17 protein-coding genes are annotated in these 16,803 nt (G+C 36.2%); all 17 read left to right on the top strand.

The features are described from left to right. The 17 genes from BKP56_RS10545 (at position 1) to BKP56_RS10460 (ending at position 16,799) form a co-directional block, all read left to right on the top strand. Positions 1–780: a CheR family methyltransferase gene (locus BKP56_RS10545; protein ID WP_072695040.1), complete on the top strand. Its 780-nt coding sequence runs from the start codon at positions 1–3 to the stop codon at positions 778–780. Between the two features lie 25 nt (positions 781–805). Then, entirely contained in the window at positions 806–2,842 is a 2,037-nt protein-coding gene (locus tag BKP56_RS10540) for a chemotaxis protein CheA (RefSeq protein ID WP_072695039.1), read from the top strand. Then, positions 2,839–3,438 carry a chemotaxis protein CheC gene (locus tag BKP56_RS10535; RefSeq protein WP_072695038.1) on the top strand — a complete coding sequence of 200 codons (600 nt, stop codon included), beginning with the start codon at positions 2,839–2,841 and terminating at the stop codon, positions 3,436–3,438. Before BKP56_RS10540 ends, BKP56_RS10535 begins: the two co-directional genes overlap by 4 nt. A gap of 22 nt (positions 3,439–3,460) precedes the next feature. Next, positions 3,461–3,823: a response regulator gene (locus tag BKP56_RS10530; RefSeq protein ID WP_072695037.1), complete on the top strand. Its 363-nt coding sequence runs from the start codon at positions 3,461–3,463 to the stop codon at positions 3,821–3,823. Positions 3,824–3,908: 85 nt separating this feature from the next. Further along, on the top strand, positions 3,909–4,322 hold the full coding sequence (locus BKP56_RS10525) for a chemotaxis protein CheW (protein WP_083540545.1): 414 nt from the start codon (positions 3,909–3,911) through the stop codon (positions 4,320–4,322). Continuing rightward, positions 4,322–5,326 carry a flagellar motor switch protein FliM gene (fliM, locus tag BKP56_RS10520; protein WP_072695036.1) on the top strand — a complete coding sequence of 335 codons (1,005 nt, stop codon included), beginning with the start codon at positions 4,322–4,324 and terminating at the stop codon, positions 5,324–5,326. The genes BKP56_RS10525 and fliM overlap by 1 nt, the downstream gene beginning before the upstream one ends. Further along, entirely contained in the window at positions 5,319–6,446 is a 1,128-nt protein-coding gene (gene fliY, locus BKP56_RS10515) for a flagellar motor switch phosphatase FliY (RefSeq protein WP_072695035.1), read from the top strand. The genes fliM and fliY overlap by 8 nt, the downstream gene beginning before the upstream one ends. Positions 6,447–6,652: 206 nt before the next feature. After that, on the top strand, positions 6,653–6,937 hold the full coding sequence (flgM, locus tag BKP56_RS10510; protein ID WP_072695034.1) for a flagellar biosynthesis anti-sigma factor FlgM: 285 nt from the start codon (positions 6,653–6,655) through the stop codon (positions 6,935–6,937). A 3-nt stretch (positions 6,938–6,940) separates the two neighbouring features. After that, a complete protein-coding gene (gene flgN / locus BKP56_RS10505; protein ID WP_072695033.1) occupies positions 6,941–7,306 on the top strand; it encodes a flagellar export chaperone FlgN in 366 nt (121 codons plus the stop codon). Between the two features lie 13 nt (positions 7,307–7,319). Next, on the top strand, positions 7,320–8,810 hold the full coding sequence (gene flgK, locus BKP56_RS10500) for a flagellar hook-associated protein FlgK (RefSeq protein WP_072695032.1): 1,491 nt from the start codon (positions 7,320–7,322) through the stop codon (positions 8,808–8,810). Between the two features lie 3 nt (positions 8,811–8,813). Continuing rightward, positions 8,814–9,740: a flagellar hook-associated protein FlgL gene (gene flgL / locus BKP56_RS10495; protein WP_072695031.1), complete on the top strand. Its 927-nt coding sequence runs from the start codon at positions 8,814–8,816 to the stop codon at positions 9,738–9,740. 378 nt (positions 9,741–10,118) lie between these two features. Beyond that, on the top strand, positions 10,119–10,478 hold the full coding sequence (gene tnpB / locus BKP56_RS10485) for an IS66 family insertion sequence element accessory protein TnpB (RefSeq protein ID WP_072693819.1): 360 nt from the start codon (positions 10,119–10,121) through the stop codon (positions 10,476–10,478). A gap of 99 nt (positions 10,479–10,577) precedes the next feature. Continuing rightward, positions 10,578–12,128 carry an IS66 family transposase gene (gene tnpC, locus BKP56_RS10480; RefSeq protein WP_083540463.1) on the top strand — a complete coding sequence of 517 codons (1,551 nt, stop codon included), beginning with the start codon at positions 10,578–10,580 and terminating at the stop codon, positions 12,126–12,128. A 379-nt stretch (positions 12,129–12,507) separates the two neighbouring features. Then, the gene (locus tag BKP56_RS10475; protein WP_072693356.1) at positions 12,508–13,827 is read left to right on the top strand and encodes an IS1380 family transposase; all 1,320 of its coding nucleotides are present in this window, start codon (positions 12,508–12,510) and stop codon (positions 13,825–13,827) included. 309 nt (positions 13,828–14,136) lie between these two features. Beyond that, the gene (locus tag BKP56_RS10470) at positions 14,137–15,105 is read left to right on the top strand and encodes a flagellin N-terminal helical domain-containing protein (protein ID WP_072695030.1); all 969 of its coding nucleotides are present in this window, start codon (positions 14,137–14,139) and stop codon (positions 15,103–15,105) included. A gap of 156 nt (positions 15,106–15,261) precedes the next feature. Next, the gene (locus BKP56_RS10465) at positions 15,262–16,257 is read left to right on the top strand and encodes a flagellin N-terminal helical domain-containing protein (protein ID WP_072695029.1); all 996 of its coding nucleotides are present in this window, start codon (positions 15,262–15,264) and stop codon (positions 16,255–16,257) included. A 149-nt stretch (positions 16,258–16,406) separates the two neighbouring features. Further along, positions 16,407–16,799: a flagellar protein FlaG gene (locus BKP56_RS10460; protein WP_072695028.1), complete on the top strand. Its 393-nt coding sequence runs from the start codon at positions 16,407–16,409 to the stop codon at positions 16,797–16,799. Positions 16,800–16,803 lie beyond the last annotated feature (4 nt).

Below are 16,803 nucleotides of genomic sequence, written 5' to 3'. Positions count from 1 at the left end.
ATGACGACACTAAATTTTGAGTTTTTTTATGAATGGGTTCTATCAAATTATAAAATCAACTTAAATGCATATAAAGAAAAGCAACTGCAGCGAAGAATCGGCACAATTATGAAACAATCGGGTGCTACTACATTAGAAGAATATGCCACTATTCTGTCGGTTGATGAAACATTAAAAAAGCAGTTTTTAGACTATATCACAATAAATGTAACGGAATTTTTTAGAAATAAGGATCTTTTTGACAATTTCGAATTAATGATCAATACACACCTTTCAACTAAGTTTAATAGTCTTAAAATCTGGAGTGCTGCTTGTTCTATAGGTGCAGAACCTTATTCTCTTGCCATGATTGTGAAAAAAAACAATATAAAACTTCAACAGAAAATATTAGCGACAGACATTGACCTTACGATTTTGGATAGAGCAAAAAAGGGTTATTTCAGAGAAAATGAAATAAAAAATGTATCTTTAGTCGATAAAAACACTTATTTTGATTTTATGGATGGATATTATACCATTCAAAATGATATAAAGAATAAAGTGCAATTTAAGCAGCATGATTTGGTTCAGGGTCGATATGAACAAAACTTTCATGTTATTGTCTGTAGAAATGTAACGATTTATTTTAAGAATGATGTTAAAGATGAAATATACCTTAAAATGGCTGATTCCTTAGTTACGGGTGGACTCTTATTTACTGGAGCAACAGAAACAATTTATCAGCCTGAAAAATATGGATTTAAGAAAATCGCTTCATTTATTTATGAGAAAGTAGAATAAAGAAATAAAAAAGGAGGATTCGAGCATGGATGACAATAGTGCTTACCGTGATCTGTTTTTTGAGGAAACAGATTCGAATTTGGAAATACTAAACGAAGAAGTTTTAAGATTAGAACAGAATCCTGAAGATACAGAAATCATTGATTCTATATTTCGTTCTGCACATACTTTGAAGGGCATGGCAGCCACTATGGGTTATAATACAATGGCAAAATTAACACATTCTGTCGAAAATGTATTTGAATTGTTTAAATCAAAAAAGGCAAAAGTCGATACTGAGACAATTTCACTGGTTTTTGACTGTTTAGATACACTGACTGACATTGTAGAAGCATTACGAGCTGGAGAAAGTGATGAACTTGATATTTCTAGTCTTGTGTTACGTCTAGAAAATGTTGCAAATCAAAATGCTCAAGTATCCCCCGTCAAGACTAAAGTTGAGACAGAAAACAAGGGAATTGATTTAGTTTTATCTAACTTAGAAGAATCAGATCTAACAGTTATTGAACAAGCAGAACAAACTGACTATAAAGCTTATGTAATAACAGTGAAAGTGGATAATGAGAGCTTTATGAAAGCTGCCCGGGCGTTCTTGGTTATGAACAAGTTAGAACAAGAAGGAGATATTATCTATACTGAACCTTCTGCAGATAAAATAGAAGAAGGTGATTTCGAAGATTACTTTAAAATGATTTTATTAAGTAAACTAAAGCAATCAGAAATAAAAGATAATATCCTGGAGACCAGTGAAATCGAAGAAGTGCTGATTGCTGATTTTGATAAGACTCAGTCAATTAAATCAACTGAAGAAATGCTTGTTGAAAGTACTGCAGCTAATGAAAATAGCAAGGTTAAAGAGAATGGAACGAATCAAGTTGCCGCCAAAAAAGAGACGCCTAAGAAATCTATTTCAAAACAGACAATTCGTGTAGATTTAACAAGGCTTGATCAATTTATGAATCTTGTTTCGGAACTAGTTATCCATAGAACCAGGTTAGAAGATCTTTCTGAAAAAGAAAAACTCCTTGAACTTTCTGAGCCTCTTACTGAAGTAGGGAGAATCACAACAGAATTACAAGAATTAGTGCTTCAGCTTCGTATGCAACCTTTCAATGTTGTCTTACAGCGCTTCCCAAGAATGCTTAGAGATTTGGCAAATGAGCTAGGTAAAGAGATTCAATTGGTTACTGAAGGTGAAGATACAGAATTGGATCGTACGGTTATTTCAGAAATTGGAGAACCACTGATTCACTTGTTAAGAAATTCAGCCGATCATGGCATTGAAATGCCTGAAGAACGGGAAAGAATAGGTAAGCCAAAGGTTGGTACTGTTAAATTGGCTGCTTATCCTGAAGGTAATCGAGTAGTTGTTACACTATCTGATGATGGAAAAGGATTGAATCCTGAATATATCAGAGCAAGTGCTGAGAAAAAAGGCATTTCAACTGCTGGATTATCAGATGAGGAAATTCAGCAATTGATTTTCCATCCGGGATTCTCTACAGCTGCAAAAGTAACGGGAATCTCTGGACGAGGCGTGGGCATGGATGCTGTTAAAGAAAAAATCTCTAGCTTAAATGGGACTATAGAAACGGTTAGTGAAGTTGGTAAAGGCACAACGTTTAAAATCATATTACCTTTGACATTATCAATTATACAAGCTTTGTTAGTTAGAACGGGTGGAGAAACATTTGCATTGCCTCAAGCAATCATCGATAAAGTTAATCGATTTGATGAAGAAGATGCTATCCAAGTCCATCAGGGCGAAGTATACAGATACAAAGATACTACTATTCCAATCACACGTTTAACGGATGCGTTAGACTTAGAAGATTCTAACTATGGATCTCCACATATTATCATTGTTTCCATCGGCGATGAAAAGCATGGTCTAGTAGTAGATGAACTGGTGCAGCAAAAAGAAATAGTCATCAAAAAATTAGGGAAAGAATTAGGAGAAATGAACCATTTTCTTGGTGCGACCATCATGGGAGATGGAAGTATCAGTCTGATTCTTGACTTAACTTCTATCTGTAAAGGAAGGAAGGAAGCAAAACAATGACGCAAGACGAATACTTGTTTCGCTTCGATGCTTTACAAGAGATTATTAATATCGGTGGAGGTAATGCGGCAACCAGTTTATCAAAGCTCATTGAACGAAAAGTAGAAATGGAAGTTCCAACGCTCGAAATTATGGATTATGATCAAATTTATCAAGAAATAAGAAAAGAAGATGAGGTTGTAAAAGCTGTTTTAATGAATATTGTTGGAGATAGAGAATACGGTGTGTTTCTGTTCGTAGCAAATCCAGTAAATGCTGAAAAGCTGGCTCAGATGATTACACCAACTGAAGTGGAACTAACAGTCGAACTGATAGATTCTGCAGTTAATGAAATCGTCAATATTATCGTTCATTCTTTCATGACAGCTATTATGAAGATTATTGATATCAAAATGGTTTCTTCAGTACCGATCATGGCTGAAGATATGTTCGGATCAATCATAAGTAGCGTTTATATGGAACAAGAACAGTATGATCAGCAGATTTTAATCATTAAAAATGAATATTATAGTCTTGGACACAAAATTGAAGGAAGTTTGTATTTTGTACCTAGGCCTGGTGTGTTAGAATTATTATTGCAACAACTTGGATTATAGATTGGAAGGGGAAAAAATAAAAATGACAAAACGTGTACTAATTGTAGATGATGCAGCATTTATGCGAATCAAATTAAAAGATATTTTAGAGAAAAATGGTTATGAGGTTGCAGCAGAAGCTCAAAACGGGATCGAAGCTGTAGAAAAATATAAAGAAACTAAACCTGATTTAGTGACTATGGATATTACAATGCCGGAAAAAGATGGCGTTGAGGCTCTTAAAGAAATTAAGGCAATGGATCCTAAGGCAGTTGTTTTGATGTGTTCTGCTATGGGGCAGCAATCTATGGTAATGGATGCTATTCGTGCTGGCGCAATTGACTTTATTGTTAAACCATTTGACACTGAACGTGTCATTAAAGCTTTAGATAAAGCTAGTCAATAATAAATCAAAACGGTGAAGATGTGAAAGTCGAAAAATTGTCACAACTGCACCGTTTTAAATTACGTATAATAAGGAGGGACGAGTCATGCAAATAATCGTGTTTCGTCTAGGAGAAAGAACTTATGGATTTTCCACTGATAAAGTTGAAGAAATAACAACTATGCTTACTTCGACCACAGTGCCTCATTCACCGAACTGGACAGTTGGTCTGGTTAATCTAAGAGGACAAGTTATGACTCTTGTTGATTTAGATATTCTGCTGAATAAATCAGATTCTTCTGGAGATGATTGGTATAAGAATACAATCATCATACATACTGAAGAGAATCCTATCGCTTTAAAGGTAGGGCCTGTGATTGGAGTAAGTGATGTTTTAGAAGAACAGTTACAAGCAAGTGGGGAAGAAGAATCTATAATTTCTGGATATATTTCAGTTAACGATGATATTGTAAGCATCATCGATTTGGACCAGATCTTTAAGGAGAAAGAGGAAGTATAGTGAGCCAACAAGTCTTATCACAACAAGAAATTGATGCGTTGTTGGGTGCGATAGACAGTGGCGAGATCGATACAGAACAGATGGAAGAGGAACTGGATTCCCCTAAAGTAAAGCCGTACGATTTTCGTCGTCCCGTTCGCCTGTCTAAAGAATATCTGTCAACTATTACGATGGTATTTGAAGACTTCGCAAAGATAGCGGTCAATTTATTGTCTACTCAGTTAAGAAAACCCGTGGATATTAAGATTGCAGCGATTGAACAGGTTTCGTTTGATGAATTTGTTCATTCCGTACCTAGCTTTACACTTATGGGTATTTTCCAAAGCAAACCGCTTAACGGAATGCAGATCATCGAAATCAATCCTCAGTTCAGTCTGCAAATGATTGAATTATTATGTGGATACAATGAAGTTACAGAAGAATCTTCTGTATCTGACAAAACAAGTTTTACGGATATTGAAAGAGCAATTCTGGAAGATATTACTAAATCTTTTCTTCGGTCTTTTGAAACGGCCTGGAAAGAAATTACAGAAATATCTGTAGAATTAGAGTACACAGAAACGAATCCACAATTACTTCAGACTATGTCACCTAATGAGCCTGTATTACTTGTGACATTTTCAGTTGGACTTGATCAACAGAGAACGTTCATTAATATGTGTGTACCTTACATATTTTTTGAAGAAATTCTGGATAAATTAAGTTTTAAAAATTGGTTCCATTCAGGAAAAGAGTTTGATTCATCTGAAAGAGGACAATTATCTAAAAATCTAGATCATGTACCACTAAATCTGGAAGTGCTTCTTGGTGAATCTCAGATGACGATTTCAGACTTTTTGGAGATGGAAGAAGGCGATATTATTCAATTGAATGACAAAACTTCTAAACCTCTGACCATGTATATTGAAGATAGACCATATTATAAAGTTAAACCGGGAATGATTGAAGATAACCTTGCAGTTGAAGTATTAAAGTTTATGGGAGGAGAGAGTACAGATGAGTAGCGGACAATTATCGCAAGAAGAGATAGATGCATTGTTGAATGGTACTGGCGCAGCAGCAACTAGTGAAGAAGAGTCAGTAACTGAAACAATAAATACTGATGACCAAGTTAGCCAGAATACAAAAGATATTCTTGGAGAAGTAGGAAATATTTCTATGTCTCAAGCAGCTACTACTCTTTCTCAATTATTAAATCGTACAATCAAAATTACTACACCTAAAGTATCTGGTGTTACGTTAAAACAGATCGTAGATGAATGTGAAGTTCCAAAAGTTGTGACTACTATTGGTTTCAAAGAAGGTCTAGTAGGAAATAATGTACTTATGATCGATGTTGAAGATGCCATTATCATCGCGGATTTAATGATGGGAAATGACGGGAAAGACGTTGAAGGAAAAGAATTCACTGAACTTGAATTAAGTGCAGTAGCGGAAGCAATGAATCAGATGATGGGATCAGCTTCTACAGCAATGGCTACAATGTTTAATAAAAAAATAGATATTCAACCACCAGAAGTAGAAATGTGGAATAGTCCCGAAGAAGCGACCTTAGAAAACATCACAGATGAAAACTTAATTTGTAAAACCTCTTTTCATTTAAGTGTTGAAGGACTTCTTGAAAGTGAAATTATGCAAATCCTACCGATGGAAACAGCTAACGAAATAGTAGAAATCATGCTTGGAGACGAAGCAGAAGTTTTGCAAGGTCGTGAAACAAATACAACTGAGGCAAAAACTTTACAAGAATCAAAATCCGATAATCAGTCAGTAGCTGAAACTGCCAGAAAACCAGAAACGGATTCAGTCAGTGTTCAGAAACCTCAATTTCAAGAACTGGAACAAAATGGAATAAAATCGGCTCCTCGTAATTTGGATCTGATTATGGATGTACCGCTGGATTTCAGTGTAGTATTGGGTAAAAGTAAAAAAACCATTAGAGACATACTTTCACTTGGTACAGGTTCTGTAGTTGAATTAGATAAAATGACAGATGAACCTCTTGAAATTTATGTTAATGGAAAATTAATTGCAGAAGGTGAAGTTGTGGTTATCAATGAAAGCTTTGGTATCCGCATCACCAATATTTTAAGCAAAGAACAACGAATTAATCATTTGAAGTAAATATGTTAGAAGCAGAAGCACTGGCAGAGACTAGTGCTTTTGCTGTACTTTAATCCAATATCGATTTGCTTTATAATAAGAGCTGACTTAATTTGAAAACCACCTTAACAATTAATAGAGTGTTCCGATAATAAATTTGTAGGAAACTCAAAACAACAGCTATTTATAAATAATTCTATTAAAAATCAATAAAAGAGGCGATTATAATGAAAATCGATAAAAACTATTCAAACTTTTTAAATTCTGTGAATCAAGCTAAACCTGGATATGCTCATGAATCTAAAAAAACTGAACAACCTGCAAAAAAACAAGCCAATGTAGAAGTTAATATTTCCAAAGAAGCGCAAGCTCTCTTAGACGCAGATCAAGTAGATATTTCTGAAAAAGTAAAATCTATCAAAGCAGCAATTCAAAATGGTGAATATGAAGTGGATGCCAGTAAAATCTCTTCAGAATTAGTTCGTACGATTCAAACTCAAAAGGAGCAATAAGCCATGTCAAGAACAGAAGAAGTTCTTTCGCTAATGAATACTTTAAAAGATTACCTGGTGGAAGAGCGAACAGTTTTAATCAATCATGATGGTGAACGTTTACTTGAGCTGGTCAATGCTAAAGAAGAAACTATGAATGCGCTAGCTCAATATGATGAATCAGAAATTGAGATTGAACAGTTGACTGAAATAACGCTTGAAATCAAAAGCTTGCAAGAAACTAATGTATTATTGACTGAGCAATCTATCAGTTTTACTGAAAAACTTGTCAGCAATATACAAAAAAATGCAACAAAGAAAAGTACGTATTCAAAAAAAGGTACATTTGATAAAACTGGACAAAATGCATTTATAGATCAGTCATTATAAGGAGCAAATACATATGTCAGGACTTTTTGGAACTTTAAATACTGCAACAAGTGGATTATTAGCACAGCAAAATGCCTTGCAAACTCTCGGACACAACGTATCGAACGTTAATACTCCAGGATATTCTAGACAGCGCGTGGATTTACAGACAAATGTCGCTCAACAGATTCCTGGAGTAGGACAAATTGGTACTGGTGTTCAAGTTGCTGGGATTTCTCGTATGCAGGATCAGTTTGTTATGAACCAGTTAATGAACGGTTATTCAACAACTAGTAAATATCAAGCCTTATCTGATACGATAGGGCAGTTAGAAGCAACATTTAATGAACCGTCTGAAACAGGATTATCTAATCAAATTTCAGAAGTATTCAATGCATGGACATATCTGGCTTCAAATCCAGAACAAGATGCATCTAAAACAATGCTGGTCCAAACTAGTGAAACTTTTGTAGATACAGTTCAACATATGGCGAATTCTATGGCAGCTTTAAAGGAAGATACAATTCAACAACTTGATAAGGAAGCTGTGGATGCTAATTCAACTTTGAAACAACTTGAAGATTTAAATTATCAAATATGGCAAGCATCTGTAAGAGGGTATACGCCCAATGATTTACTAGATACCCAAGACCAGCTGGTAAATAAATTAGCTAGTCAAGCTGACATCACTGTAGACAGAGATAAATACAATCGGGTATCTATATCAATGGATGGACAGACCTTATTAAATGAAGATACAAGAAATGAACTGATGACAGTTACTGGATTGAATGACGATGGAGCTGCTGTCCTTTCGGATGGAACTGTATTAACAGAGGCAGCTGAAATTGGACAGTTTGTCGTTCGTTCAGAGTCGGGTGGAGAAACATCTTTTCAGCCAATTAATTTAGACGGTGGAAGTGTTAAAGGAACTCAAGAAGCTTTGACAATCATAAGTGATATGCAAAATGAATTAGATGATTTTGTATACAGTTTTGCGACTGCTGTAAATACTATTCACAGCAATGACGGAGAAGGAATCGACTTTTTCTCTATAGATGATGAGAACGCTGCACTGTCATTACAAGTTAATCAAGACATAAAAGATGATGCCAGCCTAATCGTAACTGGAAAATCACTTACTAATGATGTTGCAGGTGACGGTTCTAGAGCACAGTTGATTTCTAGTCTGAAAAATACACCTATTTCTTTAGAAGATGCTAACTGGTTCGATGAAGAGACTATGGAAATCAATTCAAGTAACGGCAGCTCAACCTTATTTAGTAAATATAATAGCATGGTTACAAATATGGGAATTATTAAACAGCAGTCAGACAATATGCTTGATACACAAGAAGGTCTGATGGCTTTACTAGAGCAACGACGTGAATCTGTATCAGGTGTAGATATCAATGGAGAAGTCACGGATATGATCAAATTTTCAAGTGCATTCCAAGCTAATTCAAAAGTATTAGCTACATTGTCAGATATGCTGGACACACTAATCAATCGAACTGGGGTGTAATAAGTGAGAATTACAAACTCTTTAATGTCAAAAAACTTTATGCGTAATTTGAATAATAATATGAATTCTGTTTATAAATATCAAGAACAATTGTCTACGATGGAGCAAGTCAGTCGTCCAAGTGATGATCCTCTAAAAGTATCAAAAGTATTAGACTTGAATAATGAAATCAAACAGAATGAAGAATACAAATCTACCATCAATGACTCAATTGATTTTACAAATTCTCAAGATTCCGCCCTTGCTAACGCGACTACTTCAATACAGCGGATTTATACATTAACTCAGCAAGCTGCTAATGCAACTTATAACGAGGAAGATCGTCAAGCAGCTAAAGCAGAAATTGAAAATGAAATCGACACAATGTTAGATTCATTAAACACAAGTTTTGGCGGACGTTATATTTTTGCCGGAACGAATACAACTACTAAACCATTTGAGAAAACGCTAGATGCAGATGGAAACTTTACAGGCATTACTTATAACGGCACAAGTGATCCTGAACTTTCTGGAAACTTAACAAAAGAAATAGCTCGGGGTGTATCGGTAGAGATGCAGACTGATGGAAGAGAATTAATGAATGAACAAGGAGCTGGAGATGATCTGGGAACCTTTTTCAATGATCTTTTGACAGCATTAGATAATAATGATACTGAAGCTCTTGGTGGTAGTTTATTAGAACGTGCTGATACGGAATTGAACAACATTGTAAACTTACGTACGACAATAGGAGCTACTCATAATCGTCTTCAAGCAGCAAAGGACCGAAATGAATCAGAATATCTGAACTTGGAAACGACTTATTCTAATACACAAGACATTGATTTAGCAGAAACTTATATGCAATATTCAATGGAAATGGTTGCTTATGAAGCTTCATTACAGATGGGGAATAAGATACTTCAAAATAGTTTATTGAATTATATGTAGTATCGACTTTTTCAAAGCAATAAAATAAAATTTAACTGCAGCGGAGAGTTTACTAGCTTATTAGTAAATTCTCCGCTTTCAATTTTTTTATAGTTAAAAACAAATGTAAGCGATGAATAGCTAGGTACCTGTGAGTCCTAGCGGCCTCCTGTTAAACTTGAGATATCTTAAGTACACAGGAGGTTTTTAATTTGGAAAAGAATAAACAGTCTATCATACCGATAACCCTACATGACGATAAAACTGATCGCCGACACATTTCGAAGTTCCATTCACAGAAAATGGTGGCACATTTAAAAAATAGTCAGACAGAGCTACTTATTTACGAGGGGATCAAACCCTCGACATTGAGAGTTCTCCTCGCGGAGATGTCATTCAATGAAACTCGTTGATTTTACTCAAGTAGAGAATATTTTTATCGTGTGTGGAAAGACGGATATGCGCCGTCAAATTGATGGATTAGCTGCGACGATCACAGAAGAATATGATATGGATGTTTATCATGAGGCCCTCTTTCTCTTCTGTGGTGGAAAGAAGGATCGGTTCAAAGCTCTTTACTGGGAAGGCGACGGCTTCCTTCTCTTATACAAGCGTTTAGAGAATGGGAAATTGAATTGGCCGCGTAACCAGAACGAGATTCAAAAGTTAAGTGCGCAACAGCTGCGTTGGCTGCTTGAAGGATTATCTGTTAATCAAAAAGTCTCCATAAAACCTGCGGTTAAAGGAAGTATAGCCTAAGAAATGAGAGAGAAATTGATGAAAAAATCAATGGCTCTCTCGTTTTCTTTTTCTGACTAGTGTAAAATTTAAGTACTATTTATGTGAGGAGAAGCAGACATGTCTATCAAGAGCGAAAAACAGTTTGAAGTGATTATTGAAAAGTTAGATCAGCTGTTAGAAGAAAACAAACAACTGAAGACCATTATCGCTCAAAAAGATGATGAGCTTTCCTTACAGAAAGAACAAATCGAATTCTTAACTCAGAAATTGTACGGCCCAAAGAAGGAAACGTTGAAAGATGATCCCAATCAAGGCAATCTCTTCAATGAGCGCCTTTTTAGCGAACCAGAGCAGACTGGTGACCAAAGCGACGAAGAAGAAGTTATAGTCACAACCGTTAGCCGTCGCAAAAAACGTAAAGGTTTAAAAGACAAGCAGTTGTCTTCTCTTCCTACTGTTGATCACATTCATGAAATCGAATCTTGCACGTGTCCAACATGTAAGGAAGCAATGAAAGAAATCAGTACACAACTCATCCGTCAGGAAGTGAAATTTATCCCGGCAAGAGTTGAAAACCACAGACATTTCCAAAAAACATATGCCTGCGCGAACTGCGAAAAAAGCGGGACACGGACGCCGTTTGCAAAATCTGAAATCCCAAGACTTCCTTTAAATAATACAGCCGCCTCTGCGTCGCTGATAGCAGAAACGATGTATCAGAAGTTCGAGCAAAAAGTCCCAGCCTACCGACAAGAGGCTTATTGGAATCTACTTGGCTATCCGATTCCTCGGCATACCATTGCGAATTGGCACATTAAAACGTCCCAGTATTATTTCGAAGCACTGGTGGCTGTAATGCGACAAGAACTGTTGAACCAGAAGGTTCTACACGCCGACGAAACGACATTCAAAGTACTGAATGACAAAGACCGACAAAAGTCCTATATGTGGTTATTCAGTACCGGCAAATACAGCGAACGTGCCATACATATCTACAAGCTTGGTCCATCACGCAGTGGCTCTGTCCCTAGAGATTTCTTAGAGGAGTACACTGGCTATCTACATAGTGATGGATTCTCCGGGTACAACAATCTTCCAGGGATGACGATGATTGCCTGTCTGGCGCATATCAGACGGAAGTTCTATGACGCCCGTCCAAAGAACTATTCCAGTAAGAGTGTCGCTCATAAGGGAGTCACGCTGTGTAACGAGTTATTTGCGTTGGATAAGTCCCTCAAGGACTTATCTGTTAGCGAACGGTATGATCAGCGCTTAGAACTAGTGAAGCCAAAGCTTGAGGCGTTTTTTGACTGGTGTGAATCCCTAACTGCGCATGGCAAACTTGGCACAGCGATCAACTATGCGCTGAATCAGAAAGAGCGAATGATGAACGTTCTGAAGGACGGCCGTCTCGTGCTATCCAACAATCTAGCCGAACGTGGCATCAAGTCACTCGTTATGGGCAGAAAGAACTGGCTGTTTTCAAAATCTTTTGAGGGTGCTCATGCCGTTGCGACTATTTTGAGTCTCGTCGAGACGGCCAAATCCAACGGATTACATCCACGAAAATATCTGGACTACCTCTTAACTTATCTTCCAAATCGACAAAATACACCTTTGGAGGCTTATTTGCCATGGAATCCAAAGGTGCAGATGGAATGTCGCTAGACATTCAGTATATTATACTCTTCGGACATTTCTTATTATAGAGGTGTCCGATTTTTATTTGTAGGTACTCAGCTATTCATCGCTTACAAACAAATAACCTTATCTCACTATTAACTTTTAAATCACTCAAATACATATAAACATGAATATATATAGATATTGTATAGAGAAATCTACTTCAATCCTTACAGGATAAATTTTTTCTAATAAATTAATAATACTCCTAGATAATTCATACTTTTGCTTGAATCGTGGAAACACTGCCTAATGGCAGGCACTATGATACTTTTATTGTTTCACCTGTTAAGTGATGAAAAAAGAACTCCATTCTGATATAGTAAAGGTGTCGAAACCAACCATAAGAAAAGGAGTTCTTCTAATGACTAGCTTACACAAAAAACAGATTAAATTCAATTCTAACATTACCATTTCGCATACAGGTGGACGCTTATCTAGTGATTCCGGTTTGGTCTTAGTTAAAGAACTAATGAATACCTTTGGTTTCTCTGATTTAGCTAAACGACTACTTCACTTAAAAGAAAATCGTGCTTACTTCATACATGATAATCTAGCAATTTTTGAGCAGCTTATTATGCAGCTAACGGCTGGTTATTCGACAGACTCTTCGGCTAATATATTAAGACATGATCCAGTATTTCAAGTTATTCTAGGTAGAAATCAGTTAGCCTCGCAATCGTCGCTTTCGCGATTTCTAGACCGTTTTTCAGAAGAGAACTTAGATCAGTTACAGTCATTAAATCAATCATTAATTGATAAAGCGCGTCTGATTCGTAATGATACCGAGTTGATCATTGATATTGATTCAACACACTCAGATACCTTTGGAAATCAAGAACAAACCGATTATAATGCCCACTATCAAACTTATGGATATCATCCTCTAGTTGCCTTTGATGGACTGACTGGAGATTTCTTAAAAGCTGAACTACGTTCAGGAAATCAATACACATCTAAAGGTGTAAAAGCTTTCATAGAACCTTTACTGCAGCATTATAATCACTCCTTACCGAATACCGACATACTCGTTCGTGGAGATAGTGGATTTGCAACACCAGAGGTGTATGAAGCTTGTGAAGCCAACAATAGCCACTATGTTATTCGTTTAAAGAACAATAAAAAAGTGAGTCAACTAGCTGAAAAATCAGTTCTATATGGTGAAAATCAGAAATGGGAAGAGAGAGAAGTGCAGTACTTTTCAGTACCTTATCAAGCTAAGTCATGGTCAAAACCTCGTCGTCTCTGCATTCGTTCTGTTCGAGAAGGAGGAGAACTCCTTTTTCAGCATACATTTATTGTGACAAACCTATCAAAAAATGTATCCCCTGAAGTCATATTCTCTCTTTATGCCAAACGTGGAACGATGGAAAACTTTATCAAAGAAGCGAAAGCAGGATTTTATTTTGATAAAACCGATAGTCCACGCTTCTTAGAAAATCATGTAAGGATGTTAATGAGTTTACTCGCTTATAACCTCATCAACTTTTTAAAGACGATTGGGTTTGATGAACGAGATAAAGGTCTGACTGTTCAATCCATACGACTGAAATTACTTAAAGTAGCCGGGAAACTTGTCCAAACAGGTAGGCAAGTCTATCTTAAACTGTCTAGTTATCACGTTTATCATAAAGAATTCTATGCTGTCTTCGACCGCCTGAGGCGGTCCCATTCATGGGTATAAACTAAGCGGATACTATTTATTTAAGAGAAAAGTTCCAAGGGATAAGTGTGCCCAAAATTATACAAAAGTAATTTTTGGGCACTTACAAAAATGAAAAGAGTCTTTAAAAAGATTGTTTTGGGCAAAAGTTATCAAAATAAATAAAGCGAGAATGATTTTTTTAAGAGATTTACTTAAAATACAGAGTTATGAATTATTCAGGAATACTTTTTCATATATAAGCTTAACAGTATCCTATATCTGCCGATACTATAATTAGAAGGCCAGAAGGTCTTTGTAAGAATAAAACAAACATTGGAGGAAAATAAAATGCGTATTAATACAAATACAGCAGCTATGAATACATACTCACGTTTGACAGCAGCAAACGGAGCAAAAAGTAGTTCATTAGCTAAATTATCATCAGGACTAAGAATCAATAAAGCCGGCGACGATGCAGCTGGACTATCTATTTCAGAAAAAATGAAAAACCAAGTTTCTGGTTTGACACAGGCTACTCGTAATGCACAAGATGGAATTTCATTAATTCAAACAGCTGAGGGTGCATTGAATGAAACACATTCAATCTTAAACCGTATGCGTGATCTTACTGTTCAAGCAAAAAATGATACCAACACAAACGAAGACCGTCAAGCAATCCAAAAAGAATTAGATACTCTAACTGAAGAAGTTGACCGCATTGCTGGTCAAACACAATTCAATACAAAAACATTATTAAATGGTGACTTCAAAGATGGCGCAGCTACATTAAAATTCCAAATCGGTTCTAACTCTGGACAAGACATTGAATTAAACATTGGCGATATGACTGCGACTGGACTAGCATTGAAAGACGGATCAGGTGAAAACTTGAAAGTTAGCGCAACTGATCAACAAATTCAAGATCTAGAAGATGCAAAAGAAGCAAAAGAAATTTTATTAGCAGGTGATCCAGCAGCTGATACAACTTCAGTAGATGCTGACATTGCAGATGCTCAAGCAGCTATTGACGATGCAACTGATTTCGATGCAGTAGTAGACACAATTGATTCAGCAATTAAAAACGTTTCAACTGAACGTGCAAACTTAGGAGCAACTCAAAACCGTTTGGATCACACAATCAATAACTTGACTACAACTAAAGAAAACTTGTCAGAAGCTAACTCACGTATACGTGACGTTGATATGGCTCAAGAAATGATGGAATTCACTAAATCTAACATCCTTTCACAAGCTTCAACAGCGATGCTTGCACAAGCTAATCAAATGCCACAAGGCGTTCTACAATTATTGGGTTAATAATCAGCTTATTTTCAAAAGTCAGATCTTAAAAAGATCTGACTTTTTCTATAATAAATTTATTTTTACTATTAACTTTTTACCAAAATAGACGACAATAGAATTAGAAGGCGATAAAGTCTTTAAAACTATAAAAACATACTGGAGGAAAATAAAATGCGTATTAATACAAACACAGCAGCTATGAATACATACTCACGTTTGACAGCAGCAAACGGAGCAAAAAGTAGTTCATTAGCTAAATTATCATCAGGACTAAGAATCAATAAAGCCGGCGACGATGCAGCTGGACTATCTATTTCAGAAAAAATGAAAAACCAAGTTTCTGGTTTATCTCAGGCTACTCGTAATGCACAAGACGGAATCTCATTGATCCAAACAGCTGAGGGTGCTTTGAATGAATCACATTCAATCTTAAACCGTATGCGTGACCTTACTGTTCAAGCAAAAAATGATACCAATACAAACGAAGACCGTCAAGCAATCCAAAAAGAGATGGATTCTTTAACAGAAGAAATCGACCGTATTGCTGGTCAAACTCAATTCAATACAAAAACCTTGTTGAATGGTGACTTCGAAGATGGCACTGCTACTTTGAAATTCCAAATCGGTTCTAACTCAGGTCAAGATATCGAATTAAACATTGGTAATATGAGTGCAGAAGGTCTTGGATTAGAAGACGCTTCCAACGTTTCCAACTTGAAATTAAGTGTATCTGAAGATGATTTGGCAACACAAGCTAGTGATTTACAAGATGCAAAAGATGCTTTAGCTACAAATACAGATGATACGCAAACTGCTACTTTGGAAGGAGCAGTGGAAACAGCACAAACTGCTTATGATAATGCATTAAAATCTGCTACAGATGCTTTAGACTTTGATGCAGTAGTAGACACGATTGATTCAGCAATCAAAAACGTTTCAACTGAACGTGCGAACTTAGGGGCAACTCAAAACCGTTTGGATCACACAATCAATAACTTGACTACAACTAAAGAAAACTTGTCAGAAGCTAACTCACGTATCCGTGACGTTGATATGGCTCAAGAAATGATGGAATTCACTAAATCTAACATCCTTTCTCAAGCTTCAACAGCGATGCTTGCACAAGCTAACCAAATGCCACAAGGCGTTCTACAACTATTGGGTTAAGCTTAATCTATTCATACAACTATCAACCAATAGGATCGAAGCTAGTCAATCTAGCTTCGGTTTTGTTGTACATACATGATGCAGAATTTCTAACATATTAAACGGTTGGAGGGATTGCTGTATCCAATTTGATAATAGGAGCTGGATTGATGGATCAGCGAATTAATACACAAAATACAATTCGAAATATTGATAGAGTTTTACAACATAGTAAAAGTACGATATCCTTATATGAGGATTCCTATGTAGAACCAATTCAACCAGTTAGAGAAATCAGAAGAGCAGATCAAACATCAGATCTACTGAAGCAGCCTCCAACTGAAAAGCAGGTCAATCAATGGGTTTTAGAAGCAAAAGAAGTCATACAGCGTGTAAACACTCAATTGACTTTTAGGAAACATGAAGGTACTGGAAGAATATTAGTAGAATTAATAGATGTAGAATCTCATGAAGTAATACGAGAAATCCCACCTGAGAAAATGCTTGATATCATAGCAGGTATCTGGGAATGGTCAGGTCTGATTATAGACAGAACGGAGTGATAAA

It is taken from the genome of Marinilactibacillus sp. 15R, from assembly GCF_001895285.1.
Lineage (GTDB): Bacteria > Bacillota > Bacilli > Lactobacillales > Carnobacteriaceae_A > Marinilactibacillus > Marinilactibacillus piezotolerans.
The sequence above is the reverse complement of the archived record's forward strand: the minus strand, read 5'-3'. Positions and strand labels throughout refer to the sequence as shown.

Bases quoted from the DNA above. Each gene is read 5' to 3' on its own strand.
- flgN (WP_072695033.1), top strand. From the start codon at position 6,941: ATGTCAAGAACAGAAGAAGTTCTTTCGCTAATGAATACTTTAAAAGAT.
- BKP56_RS10545 (WP_072695040.1), top strand. From the start codon at position 1: ATGACGACACTAAATTTTGAGTTTTTTTATGAATGGGTTCTATCAAAT.
- BKP56_RS10460 (WP_072695028.1), top strand. From the start codon at position 16,407: ATGGATCAGCGAATTAATACACAAAATACAATTCGAAATATTGATAGA.
- BKP56_RS10530 (WP_072695037.1), top strand. From the start codon at position 3,461: ATGACAAAACGTGTACTAATTGTAGATGATGCAGCATTTATGCGAATC.
- BKP56_RS10525 (WP_083540545.1), top strand. From the start codon at position 3,909: ATGCAAATAATCGTGTTTCGTCTAGGAGAAAGAACTTATGGATTTTCC.
- flgK (WP_072695032.1), top strand. From the start codon at position 7,320: ATGTCAGGACTTTTTGGAACTTTAAATACTGCAACAAGTGGATTATTA.
- fliY (WP_072695035.1), top strand. From the start codon at position 5,319: ATGAGTAGCGGACAATTATCGCAAGAAGAGATAGATGCATTGTTGAAT.
- flgM (WP_072695034.1), top strand. From the start codon at position 6,653: ATGAAAATCGATAAAAACTATTCAAACTTTTTAAATTCTGTGAATCAA.
- tnpB (WP_072693819.1), top strand. From the start codon at position 10,119: ATGAAACTCGTTGATTTTACTCAAGTAGAGAATATTTTTATCGTGTGT.
- tnpC (WP_083540463.1), top strand. From the start codon at position 10,578: ATGTCTATCAAGAGCGAAAAACAGTTTGAAGTGATTATTGAAAAGTTA.
- BKP56_RS10540 (WP_072695039.1), top strand. From the start codon at position 806: ATGGATGACAATAGTGCTTACCGTGATCTGTTTTTTGAGGAAACAGAT.
- BKP56_RS10535 (WP_072695038.1), top strand. From the start codon at position 2,839: ATGACGCAAGACGAATACTTGTTTCGCTTCGATGCTTTACAAGAGATT.
- BKP56_RS10470 (WP_072695030.1), top strand. From the start codon at position 14,137: ATGCGTATTAATACAAATACAGCAGCTATGAATACATACTCACGTTTG.
- BKP56_RS10465 (WP_072695029.1), top strand. From the start codon at position 15,262: ATGCGTATTAATACAAACACAGCAGCTATGAATACATACTCACGTTTG.
- BKP56_RS10475 (WP_072693356.1), top strand. From the start codon at position 12,508: ATGACTAGCTTACACAAAAAACAGATTAAATTCAATTCTAACATTACC.